The following is a 24,547-nucleotide window of genomic DNA, read 5'->3' as shown; positions in this document are numbered from 1 at the left end:
AACTTGATACAATACACCCGATGGAAAAGCTGGCCATACAGGCTTCTCCATCATCTTGTTTCATCCTACTACCTGCTTTCAGGCAGCCAATTATTAATCCTTATCCATTCACACAAATCATGACACACACCTCTCCTGCCGTTTGGCGGCAAAAAATCGGTGCCGTTGTTTTGCACCAAACCACCCAGCTGGCCATCCTCCTCATCATCGTTTTAAATGCCATCATCCTCGGCCTGCAAACCTCACCCGCCGTAATGGCGCGTTGCGGCGCGCTGCTGCATTGGCTGGATATGGCCGCGCTGATTATTTTTATTGTGGAATTGGCGGCGAAATTCGTTGCTTTGGGGCGGCGTTTTTTCCGCGACGGCTGGAATATTTTCGATTTCCTCGTGGTGGCCGTGGCGCTGTTGCCCAATGCAGGCGCGCTTTCGGTGTTGCGCTCGCTGCGCGTGTTACGCGTGCTGCGGCTGATCAACCGCATGCCGCAGCTGCGCCGTATTGCCGATGCCATCTTGCAGGCCGTGCCGGGCATCGGTGCGATTGCGGGGCTGATGGGCATTCTGTTTTACGTGGGCGCAGTGATGGCCACCACGCTCTTCGGCGAACGCTTCCCCGAATGGTTCGGCAGCCTGGGCAAATCGCTGTATACGCTGTTTCAAGTGATGACGCTGGAGAGCTGGTCGATGGGCATTGTGCGCCCTGTGATGGAAGCCTATCCAAACGCCTGGCTGTTTTTCGTGCCGTTTATTTTGGTGTCTGCCTTTGTGATGCTGAACTTATTCGTGGCTGTGATTGTGGATACCATGTCGAACCTACATTCCACCGACCCAGATACAGAACACCAGCCCGAAACGCCACAAACAGGCCAAATCTTGGTGAGCAGCGCCGAGCTGGCGCGCCTGCATCAAGAAATGGCTGAAATCAAAGCATTGTTGCGCGAACAGCAGGCAAAATAATTCAGGTAACCTGTTTGGCCGCAGAGGCTACCTGAAACGCACGATCCCGCTTTTCAGCTAGCCTTTGCCGGCCCATGCCTGCTTTCGCCCTACCCTATTGAGATTGAGCAATCTGCCATGACCGCCGCCCTCCACCTACGCATCTGCCTCGATTTTGTTGAAACCGCTTTGCTCAATAGCGGCAGCAGATGGGATACAAGCGAACTCTACGAAGCCCACCAACGCGCTTGGGGCTATCTCCTCTGCCCCCAAAGCGAATGGACGCAAACCCATACCACTCCGCACTACCCGCCTGGCAGCGATTTGCCCACCCTGCTGGCCGCACGCAATTTCCTCGCGCCTTATACCGCGGATTACGCCCAAAAAACGCACGAGCCCGCCTTTTTTCACGCTTTGGCACAATATGATGCCAACCTGCCTGAAGCATTTGCCCAATACCGCCAAATGCGCTTAAACGATATCGGCGCAATCCGGCCGATTACGCCCGAACAGCTGGCCGAGTTGCAGGCATACCCAGGGTTTGAAACCATTTTGGTAGAGGATTGGTGCGATGAAGCAGAACTGTTCGAGCGCGTGCCGATGCAGGAAACCGTCTTGTAATCGCTGGGCTTTTTAGAGGAATACGTCCGCCCCTACAGCCAAAGCCACCAAATGTTGTTCGATTATCCCGCCGCTACCCGCGCCTTTTTCCAAAGCCGAATTTCCTCTGCCGAGCTGGCAGAAAAATGCAGGCAGCATTGGCAACATCAAAGAAACCAATTCAACAGCATCCCCCATCTGCGCCGCCAAGAAGCGGCTATGGGCTTTTTCCTGTGGGAAGCCGCATGGAACGAAGAATTGGCCAGCCAAGAAGGCGTGCAAGACCCGCCGTTGTTCTATTTCCTCGACAATCTCACCGAAATCAATGCCGGCCTGGCCCTGCAATGGCGGGATTATGTTGCGCCCTTGTTGAGAGCCGCATAAACGCAGCCTGTGTATATCTAAAGTTTCAGGTAGCCTGTATCGCCATACAGGCTACCTGAAACTTTATCTGGCACGGCAATTTAGATATGATGGCGGCAGGTGAAATCGTAACGAATTTCCTCCAATCAACCCAACTCAGGAGCAAGCCCATGCTTTCATCACTGCATACCTGCACCTCTGCCCTTGCCGCCGTGCTGTTGGTGCTATCCACCACTGCCGCCGCCCATGTTGCCCCCGATAGCTGCGGCCTGTCCTCCGTAGCAACCGGCGAAGCCGAACCCACTACCTATTTGGTTACCGACGGCGGCAAGAGAGTAAACATCCGTGCCCGTCCCAACACCCGCGCCGCCATCCTTGCCGTTTGCGACAATCAAAGCGAAGCCGCCATCCTCGGCAAAAGTGGCGCGTGGTACCGCGTGCGGCTGGCCTTGCGGCCAAACCAGCCGGCGGAGCGGCGCATCATCAACGGCTATGTGCACCAAAGCCAGGTTAGCCTGCGCCATGTTTATACCGTGCACAGCGCCGATGGCTCGGCCAATATACGCCGGAAAGCCGGCAACCGTTCCAGTATGGTGGGGCGTTTCGCCAACGGCACAAGAGTGATCGAATTCCCCGCCAAGCGTAAAGGAAACTGGCATTTCGTGGGCGTAATCGGCAGATGGGGAATAGTCACCTCAGCTTATTACGGCTATGTGCACAAAAGCCAGATAAGGCCGGAAGCTGGGCAGTAAATGGCAAAGAAACTTTCAGGTAGCCTGCCACATCATGCAGGCTACCTGAAACTTTATTCAGCGCATTAATTTGGCTATGAGTGTGCCAAACTGATCGCCTAGTTGCTTGCTGCGGCTCGCCAAACTCCCCAATCATCATGCCTACCCTTCATATCCGCACCCCAAATCCCACGCTCTATATCGCCTTCTTGGCGCTCGGTTTATTGAGCGCCATCAAATCGGGAGTCATTTCGCCGGAAGCAGGCATTTGGACATTACGCATGCCGAAAAATTATGATGAAATCTTGCCCTACTGCCCGCCGAAATTGCAGAGCATTATTGAGTGTTTCGATGAATTAGACCTGCTCTCCCAGCTCGATGCTGTTGCATACGCTCAAACCATCGACCGCCTGATGCGCGATTTGCAGCAAATCGTAGCGGAACATTCCGAACCATACGATGCCCATTTAAACGTAAGCGGCTAGTTTCATCGTGAGCTGATGCCACACTGCTTTGTTTCCACCATCATAAAAGGCTACCTGAAAACCAAAAAATCGGTTTTCAGGTAGCCTTTACTATGCTGTTTCAAACACTACTGCTTCATCGCATTTACCAGCGCGTTCACGTTGTATCGGAACATTTGCTCATAAGTGGCGGCGGGAGCTCCGCGGCTCAGGGCGTCGGAATAGAGCTTGCCGTTTACGCGGATACCGGTTTCGCGCGAGATGCGTTCCACCATGCGCGAATCTTTGATGTTTTCGCTAAACGCGGCGCGGATGCCCTGGCTGCGGATTTGGCGGATTAGGGCGGAAACCTGGCGGGCGGAAGGCTCGGCTTCGGTGCTCACGCCTTGCGGGGCGATGAATTCGATGCGGTAGCGTTTGCCCATGTAGTTGAAGGCATCGTGCCCGGTGAGCACTTTGCGCCGTGCCTGCGGCACGCTGTTGAATTGGGTTTGCGCCCATTGGTGCATGGCATCGAGGCGGGCTTGGTAGCCGCTGAGGCGCTGCTGATAATAAGCGCGGCCTTGCGGGTCGACTTTAATCAGCGCGTCGGCCACGTTTTGGGCGTAGGTTTTCATCAGCACCGGGTCGTTCCACACGTGCGGATCGAATTCGCCGTGATGGTGGTGGCCGTGGTCATGACCGTGGCCGTGGTGGTCATGGTCGTGATCGTGCTCATCGTGGTCTTCGGCCTTCATCGGCTGGATGTTTTTGGTGGCCTCGGCAAACGGCACGCCGCTTTGGCGGATGCCGCGCATCACCGCAGCCTGCTCAAAACCCAAGCCGTTCACCAATACGAGCTTGGCATTGCGGATGCGCTGCATATCGCGGCTGGTAAGGTTGTAGGCATGCGCGTCTTGGTCGGGGCCGACCAGGTTGCTCACGTTCACGCGCTCGCCGCCCACCTGCTTGGCCACATCGCCCAAAATGCTGAAGCTCGACACCACTTCCAGCGGCGCGGCATACAGGCTGCCGGAAAACAGCGCGGCAATCAGGCCGAGTTTCCAATGCTTCAATTTCATCTTTTACTCCTTATGTTTGGTTTTCATATGAGCCTTCCGGCTCGTCCGTGAGGCTACCTGAAAGATTTCAGGTAGCCTTTTTACTAATGTGCGAATTTCAAAACAGAAAATTCACCACAAACGTACAATGCAGCGCCCCCTGCTGGCACAGCCGAACGGAGCGCGGTTTTTCGGGAAACAAGGGCTTGCATGCCCGAAGCAGCGCAGCCGCAAGTTGCGAGCCCGCCCGAAAAACCGTGCGGAGGGAGGGAAGTTTGGCGGAGCCAAACCTGTGCCCGCAGTCGCCTTTCTTTGCTTCCTTTCTTTGGCGAAGCAAAGAAAGGAAGTGCCCCGCGCCGGCATGAGGCGCAAAAGCGAATAGGGTAGGAGATGGTGAGACTTCCCAAAAAATAATTTGTCTCGAAATCCAAAATATCACTAAAACTATATGAACTAAGAATTTAGTTTCGCAGAGCATTTTCAGGTAGCCTTCAAGCTGCCGGCCACTACGTCCGCAAATGCCTCCCGCGCCACCATTTCGGCAGCATCCCGCCCTCGCGCCCGATAAACAGCGACACGGCATACACGCCGCCCAGGCACAAAATAATCGCCGGGCCGGAGGGGATATCCACATGGTAGGAAAACAGCAGGCCGCAGAAGCTGCAGGCGAGTGCAATCAGCACCGCGAGCGCAATCAGCCCGCCCATGCTGCGCGACCACAGCCGCGCGGTAATCGCCGGCAGCATCATCACGCCCACCGACATCAGCGTGCCGATGGCCTGGAAACCGGCTACCAAATTCAGCACCACCAACATCAAAAACAGCACATGCCACAGTCCGCCGCGCCCGTTTACCGCGCGCAGAAACAGCGGGTCGATGCTCTCCAGCATCAGCGGGCGGTAGATCAGCGCCAGCGTCAACACCGACACCGCGCTCACGCACAGCACCAAAATCAGCGACGGCGTATCCACCGCCAGCACCGAACCGAACAAAAGATGCAGCAAATCCACATTGCTGCCGTAGCTGCTCACCAGCACCACGCCCAAGGCCAGGCTGGCTAGGTAAAACGCGGCAAAATTCGCGTCTTCCTTCAAATTGGTGTGGCGGCTCACCAAGCCGGCGAGCAGCGCCATCGCCAGCCCGGCGGCAAAACCGCCCAAGCTCATGGCGGGCAGGCTGAGCGAACCGGCGGCAATATAGCCCGCCGCCGCGCCGGGCAGCACCGCGTGGCCGAGCGCGTCGCCCACCAGGCTCATGCGACGCATCACCAAAAACACGCCCACCGGCGCCGCGCCCACGGCCAGAAACAGCACGGAGGCAAGGGCATAGCGCATAAAATCGTCGGCAAAGGGTTCGATCAGGAGCTGGGAGAGGGTCATGGTGTGTGCGCTTATTCGTGTTAAATGGATTGGGTTTTATAGTGGATTAAATTTAAACCAGTACAGCGTTGGCTCGCCTTGCCGTACTATCTGTACTGTCTTCGGCTCGCCGCCTTATCCTGATTTTTGTTAATCCACTATATTGTTCATTTGCGTGGCAACTCATGTTTTCAGGTAGCCTGCATAGCGGGCGGGCTGTCGTTGTGGGTTATCACGCCTTCGCCCACGGCAGTGCCGCCTTCCATAATCCAAAATTCCGTGCCGGGGCGCAGGGCGGAATAATCCACGCGGCCGGGGTAGAGGTAGTCCAGCCCGGCTTGCAGCGGCTCGCCGAATCGGGTGTGCTCGAACGCGGCAAACACGATGCCGAGCATGTCGCGGCTGCCTTTGGGTGCGAAGTGCGGGCGGTAGCCTTCGGCGGGGAAGTGCGGGCGGCTGCGGATGCGCTGCGGGAACGCTTGGGCGGGGAAATCTTCGCTGCGGTTTCGGAAGAAAACAACGGTGGCGGCAAACATGGCGTTCAGGCTACCTGAAAACTCAAGCGGCGCACCATTCGCGCGGTTCGGTGCGGTGCATGGCTTCGGTAGCCTGTTTCAGGTAGCCTTCGGTGAGCACATCGGCAGTGGCGCCGCTGGCGATTTTTTCGCGGGCAATCAGGAAGGTGTGGGGGAAGTAGGCGCGCACCTGCTCATAATCGTGCAGCACGGCAATCACGGCACGGCCTTCGTTTTGGCGGCATTGGCGCAATACTTCCAGCAATTCGTAAGTGGTGCGCGCGTCCACGGCGTTGAAGGGCTCGTCCAGCAGCAGGAATTTGGCGTCCTGCACCAGCATGCGGGCAAACAGCACGCGCTGGAATTGGCCGTTGGAAAGTTGGCCGATGCCCCGGCGGGCGAAATCGGCCATGCCCACGCGCTCGAGCGCAGCGTGCACCCGTTCGCGCTGCGCGGGTTTGGTGCCGCCGAAAAAGCCGATTTCATACCACAAACCCATGGCGGCCAGCTCATACACGGAAATGGGCTGGCTGCGGTCGATATCGGATTGCTGGGGCAGATAGGCGATGTCGCGGCGGGCGAGGCCTTGCCATTGCACGCTGCCGGTGCTGATTTTCAACAGCCCCATGATGGCTTTGAGCAGGGTGGATTTGCCCGCGCCGTTGGGGCCGAACACCGCCCACATGCTGCCCGGCGCGAATTCGCCGCAAATGTGGTGCACGGCGGGATGGCGGCGGTAGCTCACAGTGAGATTGTCGAACACGATGCTCATAGCGCCGCACCCGTCCAGGCAAACACGCCCAGCATCAGGGCGATGAGCGATACGGCCAAAAGCAAACGGCTGCCGGCGCCGCGAAGTAACCAAGAGTGCATAGTGTGTGCTGAATGTTATGTTGTAACGGGCGGCATGATACTCTATAACATGTGCTTTTTCCATAGCCGGAAGGCTACCTGAAAAGCAGGCAGAAAATGCCGCTGCGTTAATTTAGTGCAGACAAAGTGCCAATTTGTTGGCAATATTGAAAAATACTTGCCGCACAGCGCAGTTGCCCCAATCACGCCGCCGTGCCCTGCCCGGCCCGAGGTATGAAGGAGCCAGGCGTTTGGCTATAATGAGAAATTTATAGTGAAGTAAAATAAGAATGAGACAAGGCGGCGAGCCGCAGACAGTACAGCTAGTACAGCCAGGCGAGCCAACGCAGTAGCATTCTTATTTTACTTCACTATACTTGCGCCTACTTACCCTTCCTTCCCCGCCCACCAAGGAATAACAATGAAGAAACTGCTCCTGCTCGCTATTTGCGCCGGCCTGCTCGCTGCCTGCGGCGGCCAAGCCCAAAGCGAAGCCTCCGCCCCCGAAGGCGACAACGCCAACCTGCTCAACCTCTACAACTGGGCGGATTATGTCGACCCCGCCACCCTCACCGCCTTCACCGAAAAAACCGGCATCACTATCCGCTCCGCCTACTACGACAACAACGAAACCCTCGAAGCCAAAATACTCAGCGGCAGCAGCGGCTACGATTTGGTGGTGCCCTCCATTTCCAACGTAGGCCGCCAAATCCAAGCCGGCGCCTACCAGCCCATCGACAAAAGCCAAATCCCCAACTACAGCAATCTCGACCCGCAGCTGCTCAAACTGATGGAGCAGGTGGATCCCGGCAACAAATACGCCGTGCCCTATTTCTGGGGCATCAACACGCTGGCCATCAACACCCAAATGGTGCAAAAAGCCTTGGGTGGCAAGCCCATGCCCGAAAACGTGTGGGATTTGGTGTTCAACCCCGAATACACCGCCAAACTCAAATCCTGCGGCATTTCCTATTTCGACAGCCCGCTCGAGCAATATCCCTTGGCGCTCAACTATTTAGGCAAAGACCCCAACAGCACCAAGCCCGAAGACCTGCAAGCGGCCACCGACATGATGCGCGCCGTGCGCAAAGACATCCGCATCTTCACCGCCTCCACCTACATCAACGACCTCGCCGCCGGCAACCTGTGCGTGGCCGTAGGCTACGGCGGCGATTTGAACATCGCCCGCAACCGTGCCATCGAAGCCGGCAACGGCATCGACATCCAAGTGCTCGTGCCTAAAAACGGCCTGGCGGTGTGGATCGACTCCCTGATGATTCCCAAAGACGCGCACCACCCTGCCAACGCTCTCAAATACATCAACTACACCCTCGACCCCAAAGTGGCCGCCGCCAACGGCAGCTTCGTGACCTATGCCCCCGCCAGCAAACCGGCCCGCGAGCTGATGCCCGAGGCATACCGCAACAACGAATCCATCTTCCCCAGCGAAGAAGCCATAGCCAACAGCTTCGTCATCCTGCCCAAAGACCCGCACACCAGCCGCCTGATGACCCAGCTTTATCAAAGGCTGATGGCGATTAAATAACGGCAAGACAAGCAAACCACAAAAGGCTACCTGAAAGCAGCAATCCCAACGAAATCAAACGAGCTACTTGAGTTCTTGAGAAGCTAAGCATCAGGTAGCCTTCCCCCAAGCAAAACACCCGAGCCAAAGCCCGGGCGTTTGTATTCCAATCAAACCGTTCAGCCGAAGAACATCTTGGAGAACAGCAGGCCGAAGGCCAAGCTGAAGCCCATGCTCAACAAGCCGGGCAGCATAAAGCTGTGGTTGAAAATAAACTTGCCGATTTTCGTCGTGCCCGTGCTGTCGAAATCGATGGCGGCAATAATCGAACCGTAGTTCGGAATGAAGAAATAGCCGTTCACCGCCACGAATGTGCCGATGATAACCGGCGTGGGCACGCCCAACGAAATGGCCACCGGAAACAGCGTAGCCACAGTGGCGCCCTGGCTGTTCACCAATATAGAGAGCACAAACAACGCAAAGGCAAACGTCCACGGCGCACTCTGCACCAGGCCGGACACTGCCTGCTGTACTTCGTCCAAATGCCCGTGCATCAGCGTATCGCCCAACCAGGCTACGCCGAACACGGCAATCACGGCGCGCATACCGGCATGGAACACTGAGCCCTGCGTAATCGCGTTGCCATCTGGTTTGCAGGTAACAATAATCAGCGCGGCAGCAGAAAGCATCACAATTTCAATGGTGTGCGCCATACCCATCGGCTTGTCGTTAAATACCGGGCGCAGCGAAGGCATCGCGCCGAGCAGCACCACCAAAATAGCGGCAAACAGGAAAATCCCTACCGAAATCTTAGCCTTGCCGCCCACTTGCGCATCGGCGGCCACGGTTTCCGTGTCATACAGCTTGCTGTAGGCCGGATCTTTCAGGCGGCGTTGGTATTCCGGGTCGTCTTTCAATTCCTTACCCATCCGGTTTACCAACACGCAGGCAATACCGATGCCGATAATGGTGGAAGGCACGCTCACTTTGAGCACGTCTGCCATCGTAATATGCTGCGGCTCGAGGTAGCTCACGCAAGCCACCACCGCCGCCGCAATCGGGCTGGCCACAATGGCAAACTGCGAAGCAATCACCGCCATGGTGAGCGGGCGCGCCGGGCGGATACCGTTTTTGCGGCTCACTTCCGCAATCACCGGCAGCACGGAATAGGCCACATGCCCCGTGCCGGCCAAAACGGTGAAGGTATAGGTAACCATCGGCGCGATAAAGGTGATGTATTTCGGGTTTTTATGCAGCACGCGGGTGGCGATTTTAATCATATAGTCCAAACCGCCGGCCGCTTGCATGGCTGCCGCTGCCGACACGACCGCCATAATCATCAGCATCACATCAATCGGCGGGCTGGTGGGCTCTAGGCCGAAACCGAACGACAACACTGCCAAACCTATGCCGCCGAACACACCTAAGCCGATGCCGCCCACCTGGGCACCGGCTAAGATGCACAACAGCACCACAGCAAACTGGATAAAAAACTGCGCATATTGAGCAAAAAAGCTCATTATGGTCTCCAAAGTAAATTTATGTATGCAAAAAGAGCGCCGAGGCTACCAAACTTTATCCTGAAAATAAAACGGATTTTATTTTCAGGTAGCCTTTATTCGAAATAATAATTTGTATATAAACAATAAATATTTATCTATCCTTAACTACACCTCCCCACACACCCTGCCCGAAAAGCCGTCCCTCTGCATTCCATCCACCTACTTGTAAATATTTCTTAACAAACTGCCAACAAAAATCCCATGCCAGGAAAGTAGCATGGGAAAGAAAATGGAGCGGGTAACGGGAATCGAACCCGCATAGTCGGCTTGGGAAGCCGGTGCCTTACCATTAGACGATACCCGCAAAATAGGAGTGCGCGCAGTATAGAGGATTTCCATGCAAACTACCAGCCTGCGCCTAATCAAGGAATGTCAGCTCGCCCAGCACCCTATCTGCGCTTGGGCATCGCTGCCGGTCTCGCAAACCAGATAGTCCCAATCCAAACGCACATCACTGCCAGCAGAGCCACACAAGGCCTCCAAATCCGGCCGACCGCCCTTCCAGACTCACCCCCTCCTTAATTCTGGCCTGCTGCCGCCCACAAACAGCGGTAATATCAAAAATGTGCCATTCTACTCCACACTGCACGGCAAAAAATCTTAGCTTCACAGAAACTCGCAAAACTCATCTTAACTTCATTGAAGCTTACTCTTTCAGGTAGCCTTTATTCTGCCAGCCAGGCCGCCAAGCTGGTTAAGCCGTCCAGCATGGCCAGATGCGGAGCGGTTTGCAGTTGGCTGGGGGTGTGGGCGCCTGTGGTGATGGCGATGGCGGGGCTCTGGGCGTTGTGCGCCATGTGCAAATCGTGGGTGGTGTCGCCGATTACCAGGGCTTCGGCCGGGTGCACGCCCAATTCGTCGCAGATGGAGAGCACCATTTCCGGCTGGGGCTTGGAGGCGCATTCGTCGACGGTGCGGGTGGCGAGGAAGAAGCTGCGCGTGTCGGTTTCGTCCAGGGCGGCATCGAGCCCGCGCCGGCCTTTGCCGGTGGCCACGGCCAGCCAGTAGTGCTGTTGCAGCCGCTGCAGGGTATTGCCCGCGTCGGAGAACAAAACGGTTTGCTCGCGGTGGTGGTGGAATTCGTGCTGATAGGCGCGGATGGCGGCTTCGGTTTGCTGTTGATCCAACTGCGGGCACAGGCGGCGCAGGGCTTCGCGCAGGCTCAGACCGATGGTGGCGCGGATGTCGGCCTCGGCGGGCGGCGGCCAGCCGAAGCGGCAAAAAGAGTTTTGCACGCCCTGCACGATTTGGGCGGTGGAATCGGCTAAGGTGCCGTCCCAGTCGAAAATCAATACTCGATACGGTTTCATGGGCATTCCTTGATGTGTTTGGAAATTTAGGCTGGCTGAATTTTCAGGTAGCCTCACTTCAATCCGCGCCCTGCGCCGTGCAGCAAGGCGTTAATCATGATTTCATCGGCTTCTGCCTCGGCTTGGCGGCACGCCGTTTCCTGCCGGATGATTTCCTCCAAATCGGCACGGCCGCTCTCGACGGGCTGGGTAATCGCCTGCTTGGAGCGCTCCAAAGAAAAGCCTTCCGGCAGGATCACTTTGAATTTGGGCTGCTTATCGTTTTGCTGCATATCTTTCCTTTTTGGCTAAATGGCAAACAGGCTACCTGAGAAACAGAGCCGGAATAATGGGCACACTTTTTTCAGGTAGCCCTTCCGAACACCGGCACCGGCTAAAGCTGCGATCCATAGAGGCTCAGGGCGCTTCGCAGCTGCTGCTGCACATTCCGATGCCCGCCGCGCATAACGTGGCTGTATGGAACCAACACCTGCTTCTTGCTCTCGGCATAGCGGCAATCATACGGCGCATACTGGCTGTCTCCCCGCAAACACAAAGCTGCAAAATCAGTGCTCCAACCGTTGGCACGGATTGTACACTCCCGAACGTCCTCGATATCCGCCCAGCGCACCAGCCGCTTCCTGCCCCATACGGAACGTAGCACCACGCCCTGCTGCGTCAGCACAACCGGCCGAAAGCCCGTGATGCAGCGCAGCCACACCAGCACAAACAGCCCGCCCACTGCGGCAAACAGCCACAACAGCACATAAGCAAAAGTATCGTGTGCCGCCGAATCGCTCCCGATCAGAAGCAAAAACGCGAACCCGAGAAAAACCGCCGCTTTCGGCAACAGCCATAGGCTGCAACGGAAAAACTGATACGCAGCTCGTATTCCATCATTCACCTCCCGCCCTCAACATTCCGATTTTTCAGGTAGCCCTTTGCCCTGCCGCAAGCCTTCCAGCATCTGCCGCAACTCTTCCGGTAGCGGCGCGGTAAGCACCAGCGTTTCGCCGCTTGCCGGGTGCTCGAGCACCAAGTGGTGGGCGTGCAAGAACATGCGTTTGAGGCCGAGCTTTTTCAGGCGGCGGTTGGCGGTGTAGTCGCCGTAACGTTCGTCGCCGGCAATCGGACAGTTTTGCGACTGCATGTGCACGCGGATTTGGTGGGTGCGGCCGGTGCGCAGCGTGGCTTCCATCAGGCTCAGGGCGGAAAGCCCCACCGCGTGCAGCGGCGTGCCGCCGAAGCTTTCCAGCACGCGGAACAGCGTGTGCGCGCTCTGCCCTTCTTCGCTCACGCGCACCATTTTCTCGCCTGCCGCACCGGTGTATTTGAACAGCGGCAGCTTCACCTGCCGCACGCCCTGCGGCCACGCGCCCATGCCCAGCGCCAAATATACTTTTTCCGGCTTATCGTTGCGCCAGGCTTCGTGCAGCTTCACCAATGCGCTGCGCTTTTTGGCCACCACCAAGAGGCCGCTGGTATCTTTGTCCAGCCGGTGCACCAATTCCAAATAACGCGCCTGAGGCCGGGCGCGGCGCAGCTGTTCGATCACGCCGAAGCTCACGCCGCTGCCACCGTGCACGGCCACGCCGGAAGGCTTGTCCACCACCAAAAGGTGCTCGTCTTCAAACACAATGTCAAACTCGCGCGGCGGCACGGCAGCCCCGGCCTGCCCAGCTTTCTGCGCCAGCCGGATCGGCGGAACCCGCACTTCGTCGCCCGCGGCCAAACGGCTGTCGGCAGCGGCACGTTTTTTGTTCACGCGCACTTCGCCGCCCCGGATGATGCGGTGGATATGGCTCTTGGGCACGCCTTTGAGCAGGCGGATGAGAAAGTTATCCAAACGCTGCTCGGCGGCGGCTTCGTCCACGCTCAAATAATTGACTGAATCTTTGCTAATTGCTGGCATTTTCTCTATAATCCCCTCCCTGCCGACACCGTGCCCGGGCTACCTGAAAGCCAAGCTTCAACAAAGCGAAAAACAAAGGGTGCCGCCGGGTTGGCAAGTTGATTGTTTACTGTTTATTTTATCGTAAAAAGACAATTCCGAACGGCTTTCCTCTGCCTGTCAGGCATTTTAGCGGGCAGACTGAAATAGTAATTGAGTTTACGGCTCCGGCAGCCCAAACGGCCTAAGACGCGACCAGCGCGCCGCCGCACCCGCTGCCGGGCTTAAAGAAGACCACAACACCGAATTAATAACGGATTTAAGTTAAACCAAAGCCAAGCGGCAAGCCGCAACCCAAGCAGTACGGTAAAACCAGCCGGCACAGCCTTGCTTTAAACCAATCCGCTATACCCCGCCGCAAGCGGCCGCCACCCGGCCTGCCGCGGCTTGCCAAATCAGCCGCCCCTCCGGCGGCCGGCGCGGCAGCGATGCCCGCCCCGCTCTTTCACTACCTTCTTTACCGTTTTCTGCCCGCGCCCGAAGCCGGCTGCCCGACCGCCCCGGCGGTTTGCCGCACACCGCGCTTCAGGCCCGCACAGCATACGGCTGCCGGTTTTAACTTTGTTTTCAGGTAGCCTTCCCCAGCGGCAGCAAAGCGGCCAAACTGATTACGCGCTTCGGAATTGCAAACCAAACAAAAGGTTAGCAATATCATGAAACGTATGTTGTTTAACGCCACCCAGGCCGAAGAGCTGCGCGTGGCGATTGTAGACGGGCAAAACCTGCTCGATCTCGACATTGAAACGCTGGGCAAAGAACAGCGCAAAGGCAATATCTACAAAGGCATCATCACCCGCATCGAGCCCTCGCTCGAGGCCTGCTTCGTGGACTACGGCACCGACCGCCACGGCTTCCTCCCCTTCAAAGAAGTTTCCCGCGCCTACTTCCAAGACTACGACGGCGGCCGCGCCCGCATCCAAGACGTATTGCAGGAAGGCATGCAGGTTATCGTGCAGGTGGAAAAAGACGAACGCGGCAACAAAGGCGCCGCGCTCACCACCTTCATCAGCCTGGCCGGCCGCTATCTCGTGCTCATGCCGAACAATCCGCGCGGCGGCGGCATTTCCCGCCGTATCGAAGGTGAAGAGCGCCAAGAGCTCAAAGCCGCCATGAGCCAGCTCGACGTGCCGCCCGGCATGAGCCTGATCGCCCGCACCGCCGGCATCGGCCGCAGCGTGGAAGAGTTGCAATGGGATTTCAACTACCTATTGCAACTGTGGCGCGCCATCGAAGAAGCCGGCAACGCCCATCAAGACCCCTACCTCCTCTTCATGGAGAGCTCCCTGCTCATCCGCGCCATCCGCGACCACTACCGCTCCGACATCGGCGAAATCCTCATCGACAACCGCGAAGTGTTCGGCCAAGTGCAGGAATTCATGAGCTATGTGATGCCGCACAACGTGGGCAAGCTCAAATACTACGACGACCACATCCCGCTCTTCTCCCGCTTCCAAATCGAGCACCAAATCGAAAGCGCCTTCTCGCGCTCCGTGAGCCTGCCCTCCGGCGGCGCCATCGTAATCGACCACACCGAAGCCCTGGTTTCCGTAGACGTGAACTCCGCCCGCTCCACCCGCGGCGCCGACATCGAAGAAACCGCCTTCCAAACCAATATGGAAGCCGCCGAAGAAGTGTCCCGTCAAATGCGCCTGCGCGACTTGGGCGGCCTGATCGTGATCGACTTCATCGACATGGAAAACCCCAAGCACCAGCGCGATGTGGAAAACACCCTGCGCGACGCGCTGCGGAAAGACCGCGCCCGCGTGCAGATGGGCAAACTCTCCCGCTTCGGCCTGCTTGAGCTTTCCCGCCAACGCCTGCGCCCCTCCCTGGGCGAAAGCAGCCACGTGGCCTGCCCGCGCTGCGCCGGCACCGGCGTGATCCGCGGCATCGAATCAACCGCCCTGCACGTGTTGCGCATCATCCAAGAAGAAGCGATGAAGGACAACACCGAAGAAGTGCACGCCCAAGTGCCGGTGGACGTGGCCACCTTCCTGCTCAACGAAAAACGTGCCGAGCTGTTCGGCCTGGAAGAGCGGCTGGACGTATCCATCCTGATGATTCCCAACATCCATCTGGAAAACCCGCACTACAACATCACCCGCGTGCGCCCCGACGACGTGGACGACGATGCCGAACCCAGCTACAAACAAGTCGAAATCCCCGAAGAAGACGACAGCCAAACCTTGGAAATCGGCCGCCAGGCCAAGCCGGTGAAACCCGAGCCCGCCGTAAAAGGCATCAAACACAGCAGCCCCGCCCCCGTGGTGCAGCAGTCTGCCGAACCCGGCTTGCTGGCCGGCATCGGCGCCTGGTTTGCCAAACTGTTCGGCGGCGGCGAAAGCAAACCCGCCGAAGCCCCCGCAGCCAACAACGGGCGCAACGGCGGCAATCGCGGCAAAGCCCCGCAAAACCGCAACCGCCGCAACCGCAGCCAGCAGCGCGGCCAAAACGGCAACAGCCGCCCGCCGCGCCAGCAAAATGCCGACGATGCCGAAACCTTGGACAACCGCACACCGCAACAGCTGGCAGAGAAACCCGCTGCCGAGCAGCAGCCCAATCCGCGCCAACGCCGCCGCCAACGCAAAGACAGCGATGTTCAGGTAGCCTCGGCTGAAAACGATAAGCTGCAGGCCGCCAGCCAAGCGGCTGACATCCCCGAACGTTTTGCTGATGACACCGGCAGCTCTGCAGAAAACCAAGAGCGTGGTAGCGAACGAAGCGAGCGCGAGCGTAACAATGAGCGCGGCGAACGCAACGAACGCCGCTCCAGCCGCGACCGCCGCCAAGACAGCAGCCAGCGCAACGGCAAAGGCCGAAGCCGCCAGCGCAACATCCCCTCTGCACAGAAAATCATCCAATATCTGAATATTCCGCTGCAAGCCGAGCTGGTGAAATCTGCCGCCGACGTGGTATTGGGCCTGCACACCGAAGCGCCCGCCCCCGTGCCGCAGCCTGATGAGGCCGACAACGATAAACCGCTGGTCATCACCATCCCCGAAGTGGCCGATGAAGCCGATGCGCCCACCTTCGTGTTTGCCGAAGAAAATGCAGCTGAAGCCGTGGAAGCTGCCGAAGCCGTCAACCCGGCTGCTGTTGCAAGCCCGGCTGTGGAAGCAGCGCGGGAAGAAGCCGTTGTGGTGGAAACCGTGGCAGTAGAAACCTCATCTGCCGAAACCCAAGCCGCTCCGGAGGCTGCTCCTGCTGATGATTCCATTGTTGCTGCAGCCCAAGCCGTAGAAACGGCAACGGCAGCCGTGGCGCAACCCGTTCCGCAACAAACCGCAGCCGAACCCGCGGCCGCCGACCTGGGTGGTCTGGTATTGGTGCAAACCGATCCCGCAGCGCTCACTGCCGTTCAGCCCGAGCCCGAACAGCCCAAAGGCCTGCGCCGCGCCGATGTTGCCCCCGCCGCCCCGGCTGCCGTGCCCGAGCCGCAGCAACTGCAGCAAGTGGAAACCCACCACAGCTGATGTAGGTTTTCAGGTAGCCCGCCCAGGCCACAAACCAACCGCCCCGAACAAATGCTTGGGGCGGTTTGTTATCGGCGATTTGAGGCTACCTGAAATCTAATCGCAAAATGGCCGAACTGATTTTGGAATAAAGTCGGCGCAAGGCGGCGAGCTGCAGGCGACACAAAAATTCGGCAAGACGAACCCATGCCGTGCCAAATTAGGTTGGCTTGCCATACAGCAGGGCGGCGAGCCAACACCGCATGAAATGAAGCACTTCAGCCATAGTAAACCAACCCATCCCCCGCCCCCTATTTTCAAGTAGCCTCCCCTCCCGCCTGAGGCTAGCTGAAAACACTGCTGCCCGTTTTATAGCGGATTACTCAGCTGAAACCCGCTTTCAGGTAGCCTTTTATACCAAATCCTTATAAAATTGATAACTTGTATTTTCACTTATTCCGGCACAACAGACAGGCTGAAACGGCCCGCCGCACAGCCGTACTCTATTCCGAGACCAACATGACCGACTATGCCAAAACCGTAAACCTCTACGAATCCCCCTTCCCCATGCGCGGCAATCTGGCCAAGCGCGAGCCGGCGTGGGTGAAGCAGTGGCAGGACGAAAAACGTTATCAGAAGCTGCGCAAAATTGCCGCCGGCCGCCCGAAATTCATCCTGCACGACGGCCCGCCCTATGCCAACGGCGACATCCACATCGGTCATGCAGTCAATAAAATCTTGAAAGACATCATTATCCGCAGCAAAACGCTGGCGGGCTTCGACGCGCCCTATGTGCCGGGCTGGGACTGCCACGGCCTGCCGATTGAAGTGATGGTGGAAAAACTGCACGGCAAAGAAATGCCGCCCAGCAAGTTCCGCGAACTGTGCCGCCAATATGCCGCCGAGCAGATTCTGCGTCAGAAAAAAGACTTTATCCGCCTAGGTGTGATTGGCGATTGGGAAAACCCCTATCTGACCATGGACTACCAAACCGAAGCCGACACCGTGCGCACGCTGGGCGAGATTTACAAAGCAGGCTACCTGTATCGCGGCGCGAAGCCCGTGCAGTTCTGTTTGGACTGCGGCTCGTCGCTGGCCGAAGCCGAAGTGGAATACAAAGACAAAACCTCCCACGCGATTGACGTGGCCTACCGCTTCCAAGACAACGCCGCACTGGCCAAGGCTTTCAGGCTGCCTGAAATCTCCGGCGACGCATTTGCCGTGATTTGGACCACTACCCCGTGGACGCTGCCCGCCAGCCAGGCCATTTCTGCCGGTGCCGATATCGTGTACCAACTCATCGACACGCCGCGTGGCAAACTGGTGCTGGCCAAAGATTTGGCCGAAGCCGCGCTGGAACGCTACGGTTTTTCAGGTAGCCCCGTCCTCGCCGAATGCACCGGCGCGGATTTGGAAAACCTGAAAGCCGAACACCCCTTTGTCGAACGCGATATCCCCGTTTTAAACGGCGACCATGTAACCACCGAAGCTGGTACCGGCCTCGTTCATACCGCGCCTGCGCATGGTTTGGAAGACTATTTTGTCTGCAACAAATACGGCATCGAGCTCATCAACCCTGTGAACGCGCAAGGCCGCTATGCCGCTGACACCCCGCGCTTGGCAGGCATGACCGTGTGGGAAGCCAACCAGCCGATTATCGACTGGCTGCAAGAAAACGGCCGCCTGCTCGCCCACGGCAAAATCGAACACAGCTACGCCCACTGCTGGCGGCACAAAACCCCGCTGATTTACCGCGCCACCGGCCAATGGTTCATCGGCATGGACAAAGCCGGCACAGACGGCAAAACCCTGCGCGACAAAGCCCTCAAAGCCGTGGACGACACCGAATTCTTCCCCGCCTGGGGACGCACGCGGCTGGAAGCCATGATTGAAGGCCGCCCCGACTGGGTGGTGAGCCGCCAGCGTTTCTGGGGCACGCCGATGACCTTCTTCGCCCACAAAGAAACCGGCGAGCTGCACCCCGATTCCGCCGCGCTGTTGGAAAAAGTCGCCCTGCCCATCGAGAAAAAAGGCATCAACGCCTGGTTTGAACTGGACAAAGCCGAGCTGCTGTCGCCTGAAGACTGCGAACAATACGACAAACTGCCCGACACCATGGACGTGTGGTTCGATTCAGGCAGCACCCACTTCTCCGTGCTGAAACAGCGCCCCGAGCTCGCTTGGCCGGCCGATTTGTATCTGGAAGGCAGCGACCAGCACCGCGGCTGGTTCCAATCCTCCATGCTCACCGGCTGCGCCACCCTCGGCCGCGCGCCCTACAAACAACTGCTCACCCACGGCTTCGTGGTCGATCAGAACGGGCGCAAAATGTCCAAATCCATCGGCAACGTGGTTGCCCCGCAGGAGGTGTATAACGAATTCGGCGCCGACATCCTGCGCCTGTGGGCTGCCGCCACCGACTACAGCGGCGAACTGGCGATTTCCAAAGAAATCCTCAAGCGCGTAACCGAAAGCTACCGCCGCATCCGCAACACGCTCAGCTTCCTGTTTGCCAACCTCAAAGACTTCAACCCGATTGAAGACGCCGTGCCGCAGGCCGACATGGTGGAAATCGACCGCTACGCCCTCGTGCTGGCGCGCCGGTTGCAGGAAAAAGTTTCAGGTAGCCACTACCCGCGCTACGCCTTCCACTTCGCCGTGCAGGACATCGTACAGTTCTGCTCCGAAGACCTCGGCGCGTTCTATCTGGACATCCTGAAAGACCGCCTCTACACCACCAAAAAAGACGGCCACGCTCGCCGAAGCGCGCAAACCGCGCTCTACCACATCACGCGCAGCCTCGTGCTTTTGATGTCGCCCATCCTCTGCTTCACTGCCGAAGAAGCGTGGGACATCATCGGTGGCGGTGAAGAAGACAGCGTGCTTTATCACACCCTGCACGACTTCCCGCCCATCCCCGCCGCCGGCGAAGCCGCGCTCGTGGAAAAATGGACGCACATCCGCGAAGCCCGCGCCGCCGTTACCGCCGCCATCGAGCCGCTGCGTGCCGACAAAACCGTTGGTTCATCATTGCAGGCCGAAGTCGTCCTCACCACGCCCGAACCGCAATACGGCTACCTGAAAGCACTCGGCAGCGAACTACGCTTCGCCATGCTCGTTTCCAAAATCGAGCTGCAAAAAGGCGACGAACTCACTGCCGAAGTCCGCCCCAGTGCCGAGGCCAAATGCGAACGCTGCTGGCACTATGTGGACAGCGTAGGCAGCGTTGCCGCCCACTCCACCCTGTGCGCCCGCTGCGCCGAGAATGTGGATGGAAAAGGTGAAGAGCGGGATTACGCCTAAACCGGTTGAGGCTACCTGAAAGCGTCAGCTTCAACGAAAGTTAAAATATCCGCAGCAATAAGGTGGGCATTAGTTGCCCACCTTTTTTCAGGTAGCCTGAAAACACATATAGCTGAAATAATGATTTCTTCATACCAGGCGGTGAGCCCCAGACAGCACAGCTAGTACGATAAGGCGAGCCAATACAATAGGAAGGAATAAGGATTTGAGCTATAAGGAATCAAACACATGACAAGCCACCCCTATTTAGACCTGCAGCAAGGCAACGTGGAAAGCTGTTGCATGATGATGCCCAAAGCAGAAGTGCCGCAATGGTACGAGCAAGGCTGACTGCCGCATTACGCCGTCGGACTGTCGCGCCGCGAGGCCGACCGTGCCTATATGGTTTACGGTTTCATGCGCTTCAAGCGCGATGTGCTGCTGTTTGGCCGCCCCGAATATTTGGCGGCCAAATCCCCTATCGGGCGCAAAATTGTTGGTTTCTGCACCCATCTAGGCACTTACGGCATGGGCGGCCCTGGCTTTTTCGGCCTGCTGCTGGACACAGACGAATACTTGGTTTACACCGCATGGCACGCGGGATACAGCACGCTGTTGGACAACCGCGCAGTAAAAATTTACCCATACGGCAACACCGCTGCACGCGGTTGAGTCGGCAGCTTGAACGGGGCCGAATGGGACGAACTCTCGCCCCTGCTCATCGGCTGCGAAATCACCGATTGCTCCCTCGCCGAGCACCGCTGCACCCTGCAACTGCAAAAAGACGGCCAAACCCATTTATTGGAATTCGTGCGCCAAGACGAACGCATCCCGAGCACCCCTGATCAAAAACCCCGCCTGGCATACGAAGACGGGAAAATCGTCGACTATTTGATGTATCAGCACAAAAATGCTTGGCTGGTGGCTTAGGTAAGCAGGGCGCATTACTCGCACAATAAAAGGCTACCTGAAAACCATTTTTCAATTTTCAGGTAGCCTTTCCTCTCCCGCCATACCAACCATGCTTGACAGTCTGTTAAAGCATTTTTACAATACACAACATTACATGGGTCGTTAGCTCAGTTGGTAGAGCAGCGGACTCTTAATCCGTTGGTCGAGCGTTCGAGCCGCTCACGACCCACCAAAATTAAAGTCGAAAATCAGTTGGTTATACTGATTTGCGATTTCTTTTATCTGAGTTCTCTGTGGCACTTTGGACAAACTTTGGACTAACTCGACCCTATCCATAAAACAGCATCCACAACGCACGCAACAGGGCAATCAGTAGGATTTTTTCACCCGCCAGCAAACAGGCTACCTGAAAAAGCAAACTAATCAGCAACACGCCCTGAAGCTGCAAGGGGCTGAACAGCAGCACATCATCACGGCTCAAATAATGCCGGTGCAGCCACATCAGCAGCATCAGCAGCGCCTGCCCGGCTATCCACAGCAGCGGTTTGAGCAGATACAGCGACATGAGGCCGGTGAGCAGTGGCACCGACATCCCTTGCGGATACTGCCAGGCGGCAAACAGCAGCAAAAACAAAAACGTAATATGCTGCACCGCGCCGACCACGGCGAAATAGGCCAGAAACACCCCGCCGCCGTCCAGCCGCCAGCCCATCTGCCGCGCATCGTAACGCCAGCCATTAACAAACAGGAACAGGCTGCCCAGCGCAAAATAGCCGTACACCGGATAGAGGTTGGCCACATGGGTAATCCCCAGTACGCCGGGCATAATCCGCGCGCTGAGGATGCCGAAGCCCAGCCACAGCATCACGCTGCCCCACAGCCAAGAAAACTGCTGCCGCTGAAACGCCAAAGTCAGAAATACGGCGATATACACCGATAGCGCCCACAAAGTCGGGCTTTGCCAAGCCATCATTACCACCCGCCGGCTCTGGCCAGCGCCGCTGCGGTGCAGGCAGCCAGCTCGCGCATCCAATCCAGCGGCAAATACGGCGTAAAGCGCGTTTCATCGGCATCGCCCGCCACCATCGCCGCCACGGTTTGCCCGTTCACGCGCAAGGGCAGCAGCAGGAAACTCTCCAGCCCCCTGCCCTCCTGCGGCAGCGCCTTCACCAGCGCCGGCGCGATGCGGTTGCCGCACAGCGGCTCTTCCAGAGCAGACAAGGCAGCATGGGCGGCATGGTTTTCAGGTAGCCTGTAGGTGCCGGAAACCGCGCCTTTTTTCGGCGGCTCGGCTAGCAGCCACACCCGGCCGGACGGCAGCGCGAAATCTTCCTGCCAGCCCGCCTCCGCCGCACGCAACACCTGCAACAGCGTATTGGCCGCCAGCAAGCGTCGCACGAAGCCGAGCATCCGGCCCAACGTTTGATGGTTGCTGTCGGCATCCTGCATGATTTGCGCCAGCTGCCCGGCCATTTTGGCCGCCTTTTTCTGCTGCGCCAGCCATTGCGCCTGCGCAAACGACTGCACCCGCCCCTCTGCCGGACGCACACCCAAATCGGCGGCATGGTTCAACAGAAATTCCGGGTGCTCCTGCAAATAAGCTAATATTTTCTTTTCGTCCATCAGTAAGTTACCGTTCCTTCAAACACCGTGGCCGCCGGCCCTGACATCAACACATGGTTATCCGCCGTCCACTCAATCTGCAAATCGCCGCCCGGCAGGCTCACGCACACCTCGCCCTGCCGCGCCAGCATCCCGGCCCGCATACCGGCCACCGCCGCCGCGCACGCGCCCGTGCCGCAGGCCTGGGTTTCACCCGTGCCGCGCTCAAACACGCGCAGCCGGATATGGTGCGTATCCAGCACCTGCATAAAGCCCACGTTCACCCGCTCGGGAAACTGCGGATGCCGCTCCAGGCGCGCGCCCCATTCGGCCACCGGCGTACGGTGCACATCGTCCACCACCAACACGGCATGCGGATTGCCCATATTCACACAGGAAAAACGCGCGGTTTCACCATTCAAGTCAATCTCATACCACAAGGCATCGGCAGCCTCGCCCGGCGTGGGCGCAAACGGAATATCCGCCGCTGCCAAACGCGGCTCGCCCATATCCACCGTAACCAGGCCGTTTTCCTGCAAATTCAACACAATCAGCCCCTTGGCCGTGGCCACCTTGATGCGGCGGTTCCGGCTCAGGCCTTTTTCGTGCACAAAACGGGCAAAACAGCGCGCGCCGTTGCCGCACTGCTCCACCTCGCTGCCGTCTGCATTAAAAATACGGTAACCGAACTCGGCTTCGGGCAGCGGCGGCGCTTCCACCAACAACAGCTGGTCGAAACCGATGCCACAGTAGCGGTCTGCCCATTCGGCAATCGGCGCGGCAGCCGGATCAAAATGCTGGCTGATGCCGTCGATAACCATAAAATCATTGCCCAAACCGTGCATTTTGGTGAATTTCAATACAGCCATCACGGCCTCCGCCGGCAGTTTCAAAGCGGGCTATCATACCCAATCCCCGCCGCAAGTTAAAGCCGCGTTTCAACTTTCAGGTAGTCTTCCCGGCACAGGCTACCTGAAAATCAGCATAGCCATGCCATACGGCAAGATACTTCCGTTTCCAGCAGACCTCTTAGCTTGATAAGCCCAATCGCTCTTTTCAGGTAACCTCTCCCCTCCACCAAGGCTACCTGAAACCCCTACTTCCCAACAAAACCACAACACAACCCGGCAAAATCCAACCCAAACCGGGTTTTCTTTACGCCTCTGCCCGTTATCGGCCAATGGCCAGATGCGCTATAATGCACCCTTTTGTTTCAGCCGCATTTTCCTATGTTGATCCATCCCGCTTTCAATCCCGTTATGCTCCAGCTCGGCTCGCTCGCCATCCGCTGGTATGCCGTCAGCTACCTCGTCGGCTTCGCCCTGTTTATGTGGCTCGGGCGGCGGCGCATCCGCCAAGGCAACAGCGTGTTTACCACGCAAACCCTAGACGACTTCCTCACCTGGGGCATTATCGGCGTGATTGTGGGAGGGCGGCTGGGCTATGTGCTGTTTTACCAGCACGCCTACTATTTTGCCAATCCGTTGGAAATTTTCAAAGTATGGCAGGGCGGCATGTCGTTTCACGGCGGCTTCCTCGGCGTGGTAACCGCCGGCCTCCTGTTTGCCTACAAACATAAAATCAACCCGCTCAAGCTGGCCGACTCCATCGCCCCGCTCACCCCATTAGGCTTTGCTGCCGTGCGCCTGGGTGGCAACTTTGTGAACGGCGAGCTCTGGGGGCGCGTCACCAGGCCGGATGCCTTCTGGGCCATGGGCTTTCCCCAAGCACATAGCGAAGACTTAAAACTGGCCACCGAGCAGCCGCAGCTGTGGGGCGCGATTTTCCAGCAATACGGCATGCTGCCGCGCCACCCCTCCCAGCTCTACCAATTTGCCCTGGAAGGCATTTTGCTGTTTGTGCTGCTGTGGTGGTTTTCCAAAAAACCACGCCCAACCGGCCAGGTAGTGAGCCTGTTCCTGCTCGGCTACGGCACCGCCCGCTTTATCGCCGAATTTGCCCGCGAGCCCGACGAATTCCTCGGCCTGCTCTATTTAAACTTCTCCATGGGCCAGTGGCTCAGCCTCCCCATGATCGCCTGCGGCCTTATCGGCTTCCTCTACTTCGGCCGGCGCAAGGCCGAACCGACAGAGGGTTGATATTTAATGCAACGG

Annotated in this window: 23 protein-coding genes and 2 tRNA genes; 12 read left to right on the top strand and 13 right to left on the bottom strand. The window is 57.8% G+C overall.

Annotated elements, in window-relative coordinates; genetic code table 11:
* Nucleotides 1-119: 119 nt before the first annotated feature.
* From A7P97_RS03020 to A7P97_RS03000, 5 genes are all read left to right on the top strand, one after another.
* Nucleotides 120-956 carry an ion transporter gene (locus A7P97_RS03020; protein WP_067530337.1) on the top strand — a complete coding sequence of 279 codons (837 nt, stop codon included), beginning with the start codon at nt 120-122 and terminating at the stop codon, nt 954-956.
* A gap of 117 nt (nt 957-1,073) precedes the next feature.
* Complete coding sequence (locus A7P97_RS03015; RefSeq protein WP_067530336.1) at nt 1,074-1,556, top strand: hypothetical protein; 483 nt, start codon at nt 1,074-1,076, stop codon at nt 1,554-1,556.
* 51 nt (nt 1,557-1,607) lie between these two features.
* Nucleotides 1,608-1,919 (top strand): hypothetical protein, encoded by a 312-nt coding sequence (locus tag A7P97_RS03010; protein ID WP_067530335.1) that lies wholly within the window; start codon nt 1,608-1,610, stop codon nt 1,917-1,919.
* A gap of 149 nt (nt 1,920-2,068) precedes the next feature.
* A complete protein-coding gene (locus tag A7P97_RS03005; protein ID WP_067530334.1) occupies nt 2,069-2,650 on the top strand; it encodes an SH3 domain-containing protein in 582 nt (193 codons plus the stop codon).
* 137 nt (nt 2,651-2,787) lie between these two features.
* Nucleotides 2,788-3,114 carry a hypothetical protein gene (locus A7P97_RS03000; protein ID WP_067526754.1) on the top strand — a complete coding sequence of 109 codons (327 nt, stop codon included), beginning with the start codon at nt 2,788-2,790 and terminating at the stop codon, nt 3,112-3,114.
* A 107-nt stretch (nt 3,115-3,221) separates the two neighbouring features.
* Here the strand turns inward: A7P97_RS03000 and A7P97_RS02995 are convergent, their stop codons facing one another.
* The 4 genes from A7P97_RS02995 to A7P97_RS02975 all read right to left on the bottom strand — a co-directional run bounded on the left by A7P97_RS02995 (nt 3,222) and on the right by A7P97_RS02975 (nt 6,778).
* Nucleotides 3,222-4,148: a metal ABC transporter solute-binding protein, Zn/Mn family gene (locus A7P97_RS02995; RefSeq protein WP_197474181.1), complete on the bottom strand. Its 927-nt coding sequence runs from the start codon at nt 4,146-4,148 to the stop codon at nt 3,222-3,224.
* 491 nt (nt 4,149-4,639) lie between these two features.
* A complete protein-coding gene (locus A7P97_RS02985) occupies nt 4,640-5,512 on the bottom strand; it encodes a metal ABC transporter permease (protein ID WP_067447770.1) in 873 nt (290 codons plus the stop codon).
* A gap of 170 nt (nt 5,513-5,682) precedes the next feature.
* On the bottom strand, nt 5,683-6,027 hold the full coding sequence (locus tag A7P97_RS02980; RefSeq protein ID WP_082887578.1) for a hypothetical protein: 345 nt from the start codon (nt 6,025-6,027) through the stop codon (nt 5,683-5,685).
* Between the two features lie 22 nt (nt 6,028-6,049).
* A complete protein-coding gene (locus A7P97_RS02975) occupies nt 6,050-6,778 on the bottom strand; it encodes a metal ABC transporter ATP-binding protein (RefSeq protein ID WP_067530332.1) in 729 nt (242 codons plus the stop codon).
* Between the two features lie 501 nt (nt 6,779-7,279).
* On the opposite strand from A7P97_RS02975, the gene A7P97_RS02970 reads away from it, so the two are divergent.
* Entirely contained in the window at nt 7,280-8,404 is a 1,125-nt protein-coding gene (locus tag A7P97_RS02970) for a polyamine ABC transporter substrate-binding protein (protein WP_067530331.1), read from the top strand.
* A gap of 158 nt (nt 8,405-8,562) precedes the next feature.
* Here the strand turns inward: A7P97_RS02970 and A7P97_RS02965 are convergent, their stop codons facing one another.
* The 6 genes from A7P97_RS02965 to A7P97_RS02940 all read right to left on the bottom strand — a co-directional run bounded on the left by A7P97_RS02965 (nt 8,563) and on the right by A7P97_RS02940 (nt 13,146).
* Nucleotides 8,563-9,903, bottom strand: a complete 1,341-nt coding sequence (locus A7P97_RS02965; RefSeq protein WP_067530330.1) for an anaerobic C4-dicarboxylate transporter — start codon at nt 9,901-9,903, stop codon at nt 8,563-8,565.
* A gap of 272 nt (nt 9,904-10,175) precedes the next feature.
* Nucleotides 10,176-10,249, bottom strand: a tRNA-Gly gene (locus A7P97_RS02960).
* A gap of 361 nt (nt 10,250-10,610) precedes the next feature.
* Entirely contained in the window at nt 10,611-11,255 is a 645-nt protein-coding gene (locus A7P97_RS02955) for an HAD-IA family hydrolase (protein ID WP_067530329.1), read from the bottom strand.
* A gap of 53 nt (nt 11,256-11,308) precedes the next feature.
* Entirely contained in the window at nt 11,309-11,527 is a 219-nt protein-coding gene (locus A7P97_RS02950) for a hypothetical protein (protein WP_067530328.1), read from the bottom strand.
* Between the two features lie 101 nt (nt 11,528-11,628).
* Entirely contained in the window at nt 11,629-12,048 is a 420-nt protein-coding gene (locus A7P97_RS02945; protein WP_185737525.1) for a PH domain-containing protein, read from the bottom strand.
* Between the two features lie 99 nt (nt 12,049-12,147).
* Nucleotides 12,148-13,146 (bottom strand): RluA family pseudouridine synthase, encoded by a 999-nt coding sequence (locus A7P97_RS02940; protein WP_067530326.1) that lies wholly within the window; start codon nt 13,144-13,146, stop codon nt 12,148-12,150.
* Between the two features lie 692 nt (nt 13,147-13,838).
* On the opposite strand from A7P97_RS02940, the gene A7P97_RS02935 reads away from it, so the two are divergent.
* The 5 genes from A7P97_RS02935 to A7P97_RS02920 all read left to right on the top strand — a co-directional run bounded on the left by A7P97_RS02935 (nt 13,839) and on the right by A7P97_RS02920 (nt 21,063).
* The gene (locus tag A7P97_RS02935) at nt 13,839-16,658 is read left to right on the top strand and encodes an Rne/Rng family ribonuclease (RefSeq protein WP_067530945.1); all 2,820 of its coding nucleotides are present in this window, start codon (nt 13,839-13,841) and stop codon (nt 16,656-16,658) included.
* 498 nt (nt 16,659-17,156) lie between these two features.
* Complete coding sequence (gene ileS, locus A7P97_RS02930) at nt 17,157-19,940, top strand: isoleucine--tRNA ligase (RefSeq protein WP_067530943.1); 2,784 nt, start codon at nt 17,157-17,159, stop codon at nt 19,938-19,940.
* A 381-nt stretch (nt 19,941-20,321) separates the two neighbouring features.
* On the top strand, nt 20,322-20,591 hold the full coding sequence (locus A7P97_RS10580) for a hypothetical protein (RefSeq protein WP_231865629.1): 270 nt from the start codon (nt 20,322-20,324) through the stop codon (nt 20,589-20,591).
* 9 nt (nt 20,592-20,600) lie between these two features.
* Entirely contained in the window at nt 20,601-20,849 is a 249-nt protein-coding gene (locus A7P97_RS10575; RefSeq protein WP_231865628.1) for a hypothetical protein, read from the top strand.
* Between the two features lie 138 nt (nt 20,850-20,987).
* Nucleotides 20,988-21,063 (top strand) — tRNA-Lys (locus A7P97_RS02920).
* A gap of 96 nt (nt 21,064-21,159) precedes the next feature.
* Here A7P97_RS02920 and A7P97_RS02915 read toward each other — a convergent pair.
* Genes A7P97_RS02915 through dapF form a run of 3 tightly spaced genes read right to left on the bottom strand, consistent with a single transcriptional unit; the run spans nt 21,160 to nt 23,302 of the window.
* Nucleotides 21,160-21,804, bottom strand: a complete 645-nt coding sequence (locus A7P97_RS02915) for a hypothetical protein (protein ID WP_067530325.1) — start codon at nt 21,802-21,804, stop codon at nt 21,160-21,162.
* Nucleotides 21,804-22,454: a DUF484 family protein gene (locus tag A7P97_RS02910; RefSeq protein WP_067530324.1), complete on the bottom strand. Its 651-nt coding sequence runs from the start codon at nt 22,452-22,454 to the stop codon at nt 21,804-21,806. The genes A7P97_RS02915 and A7P97_RS02910 overlap by 1 nt, the downstream gene beginning before the upstream one ends.
* A complete protein-coding gene (gene dapF / locus A7P97_RS02905; RefSeq protein ID WP_067530323.1) occupies nt 22,454-23,302 on the bottom strand; it encodes a diaminopimelate epimerase in 849 nt (282 codons plus the stop codon). Before dapF ends, A7P97_RS02910 begins: the two co-directional genes overlap by 1 nt.
* Nucleotides 23,303-23,662: 360 nt before the next feature.
* On the opposite strand from dapF, the gene lgt reads away from it, so the two are divergent.
* Nucleotides 23,663-24,532 (top strand): prolipoprotein diacylglyceryl transferase, encoded by an 870-nt coding sequence (lgt, locus tag A7P97_RS02900; RefSeq protein ID WP_067530322.1) that lies wholly within the window; start codon nt 23,663-23,665, stop codon nt 24,530-24,532.
* The last annotated feature ends 15 nt before the right edge of the window (nt 24,533-24,547 follow it).

Source organism: Eikenella sp. NML070372, from assembly GCF_001648415.1.
Lineage (GTDB): Bacteria > Pseudomonadota > Gammaproteobacteria > Burkholderiales > Neisseriaceae > Eikenella > Eikenella exigua.
Note: the sequence above shows the minus strand (reverse complement) of the source record. Positions and strands in the feature narration are given on the sequence as shown.

What these genes read in the sequence shown, in the direction of transcription:
- A7P97_RS03020 (WP_067530337.1), top strand. Translation starts at nt 120, where the DNA reads ATGACACACACCTCTCCTGCCGTTTGGCGGCAAAAAATCGGTGCCGTT.
- A7P97_RS03015 (WP_067530336.1), top strand. Translation starts at nt 1,074, where the DNA reads ATGACCGCCGCCCTCCACCTACGCATCTGCCTCGATTTTGTTGAAACC.
- A7P97_RS03010 (WP_067530335.1), top strand. Translation starts at nt 1,608, where the DNA reads ATGTTGTTCGATTATCCCGCCGCTACCCGCGCCTTTTTCCAAAGCCGA.
- A7P97_RS03005 (WP_067530334.1), top strand. Translation starts at nt 2,069, where the DNA reads ATGCTTTCATCACTGCATACCTGCACCTCTGCCCTTGCCGCCGTGCTG.
- A7P97_RS03000 (WP_067526754.1), top strand. Translation starts at nt 2,788, where the DNA reads ATGCCTACCCTTCATATCCGCACCCCAAATCCCACGCTCTATATCGCC.
- A7P97_RS02985 (WP_067447770.1), bottom strand. Translation starts at nt 5,512, where the DNA reads ATGACCCTCTCCCAGCTCCTGATCGAACCCTTTGCCGACGATTTTATG.
- A7P97_RS02980 (WP_082887578.1), bottom strand. Translation starts at nt 6,027, where the DNA reads ATGTTTGCCGCCACCGTTGTTTTCTTCCGAAACCGCAGCGAAGATTTC.
- A7P97_RS02975 (WP_067530332.1), bottom strand. Translation starts at nt 6,778, where the DNA reads ATGAGCATCGTGTTCGACAATCTCACTGTGAGCTACCGCCGCCATCCC.
- A7P97_RS02970 (WP_067530331.1), top strand. Translation starts at nt 7,280, where the DNA reads ATGAAGAAACTGCTCCTGCTCGCTATTTGCGCCGGCCTGCTCGCTGCC.
- A7P97_RS02965 (WP_067530330.1), bottom strand. Translation starts at nt 9,903, where the DNA reads ATGAGCTTTTTTGCTCAATATGCGCAGTTTTTTATCCAGTTTGCTGTG.
- A7P97_RS02955 (WP_067530329.1), bottom strand. Translation starts at nt 11,255, where the DNA reads ATGAAACCGTATCGAGTATTGATTTTCGACTGGGACGGCACCTTAGCC.
- A7P97_RS02950 (WP_067530328.1), bottom strand. Translation starts at nt 11,527, where the DNA reads ATGCAGCAAAACGATAAGCAGCCCAAATTCAAAGTGATCCTGCCGGAA.
- A7P97_RS02940 (WP_067530326.1), bottom strand. Translation starts at nt 13,146, where the DNA reads ATGCCAGCAATTAGCAAAGATTCAGTCAATTATTTGAGCGTGGACGAA.
- A7P97_RS02935 (WP_067530945.1), top strand. Translation starts at nt 13,839, where the DNA reads ATGAAACGTATGTTGTTTAACGCCACCCAGGCCGAAGAGCTGCGCGTG.
- ileS (WP_067530943.1), top strand. Translation starts at nt 17,157, where the DNA reads ATGACCGACTATGCCAAAACCGTAAACCTCTACGAATCCCCCTTCCCC.
- A7P97_RS10580 (WP_231865629.1), top strand. Translation starts at nt 20,322, where the DNA reads ATGGTTTACGGTTTCATGCGCTTCAAGCGCGATGTGCTGCTGTTTGGC.
- A7P97_RS02915 (WP_067530325.1), bottom strand. Translation starts at nt 21,804, where the DNA reads ATGATGGCTTGGCAAAGCCCGACTTTGTGGGCGCTATCGGTGTATATC.
- A7P97_RS02910 (WP_067530324.1), bottom strand. Translation starts at nt 22,454, where the DNA reads ATGGACGAAAAGAAAATATTAGCTTATTTGCAGGAGCACCCGGAATTT.
- dapF (WP_067530323.1), bottom strand. Translation starts at nt 23,302, where the DNA reads ATGGCTGTATTGAAATTCACCAAAATGCACGGTTTGGGCAATGATTTT.
- lgt (WP_067530322.1), top strand. Translation starts at nt 23,663, where the DNA reads ATGTTGATCCATCCCGCTTTCAATCCCGTTATGCTCCAGCTCGGCTCG.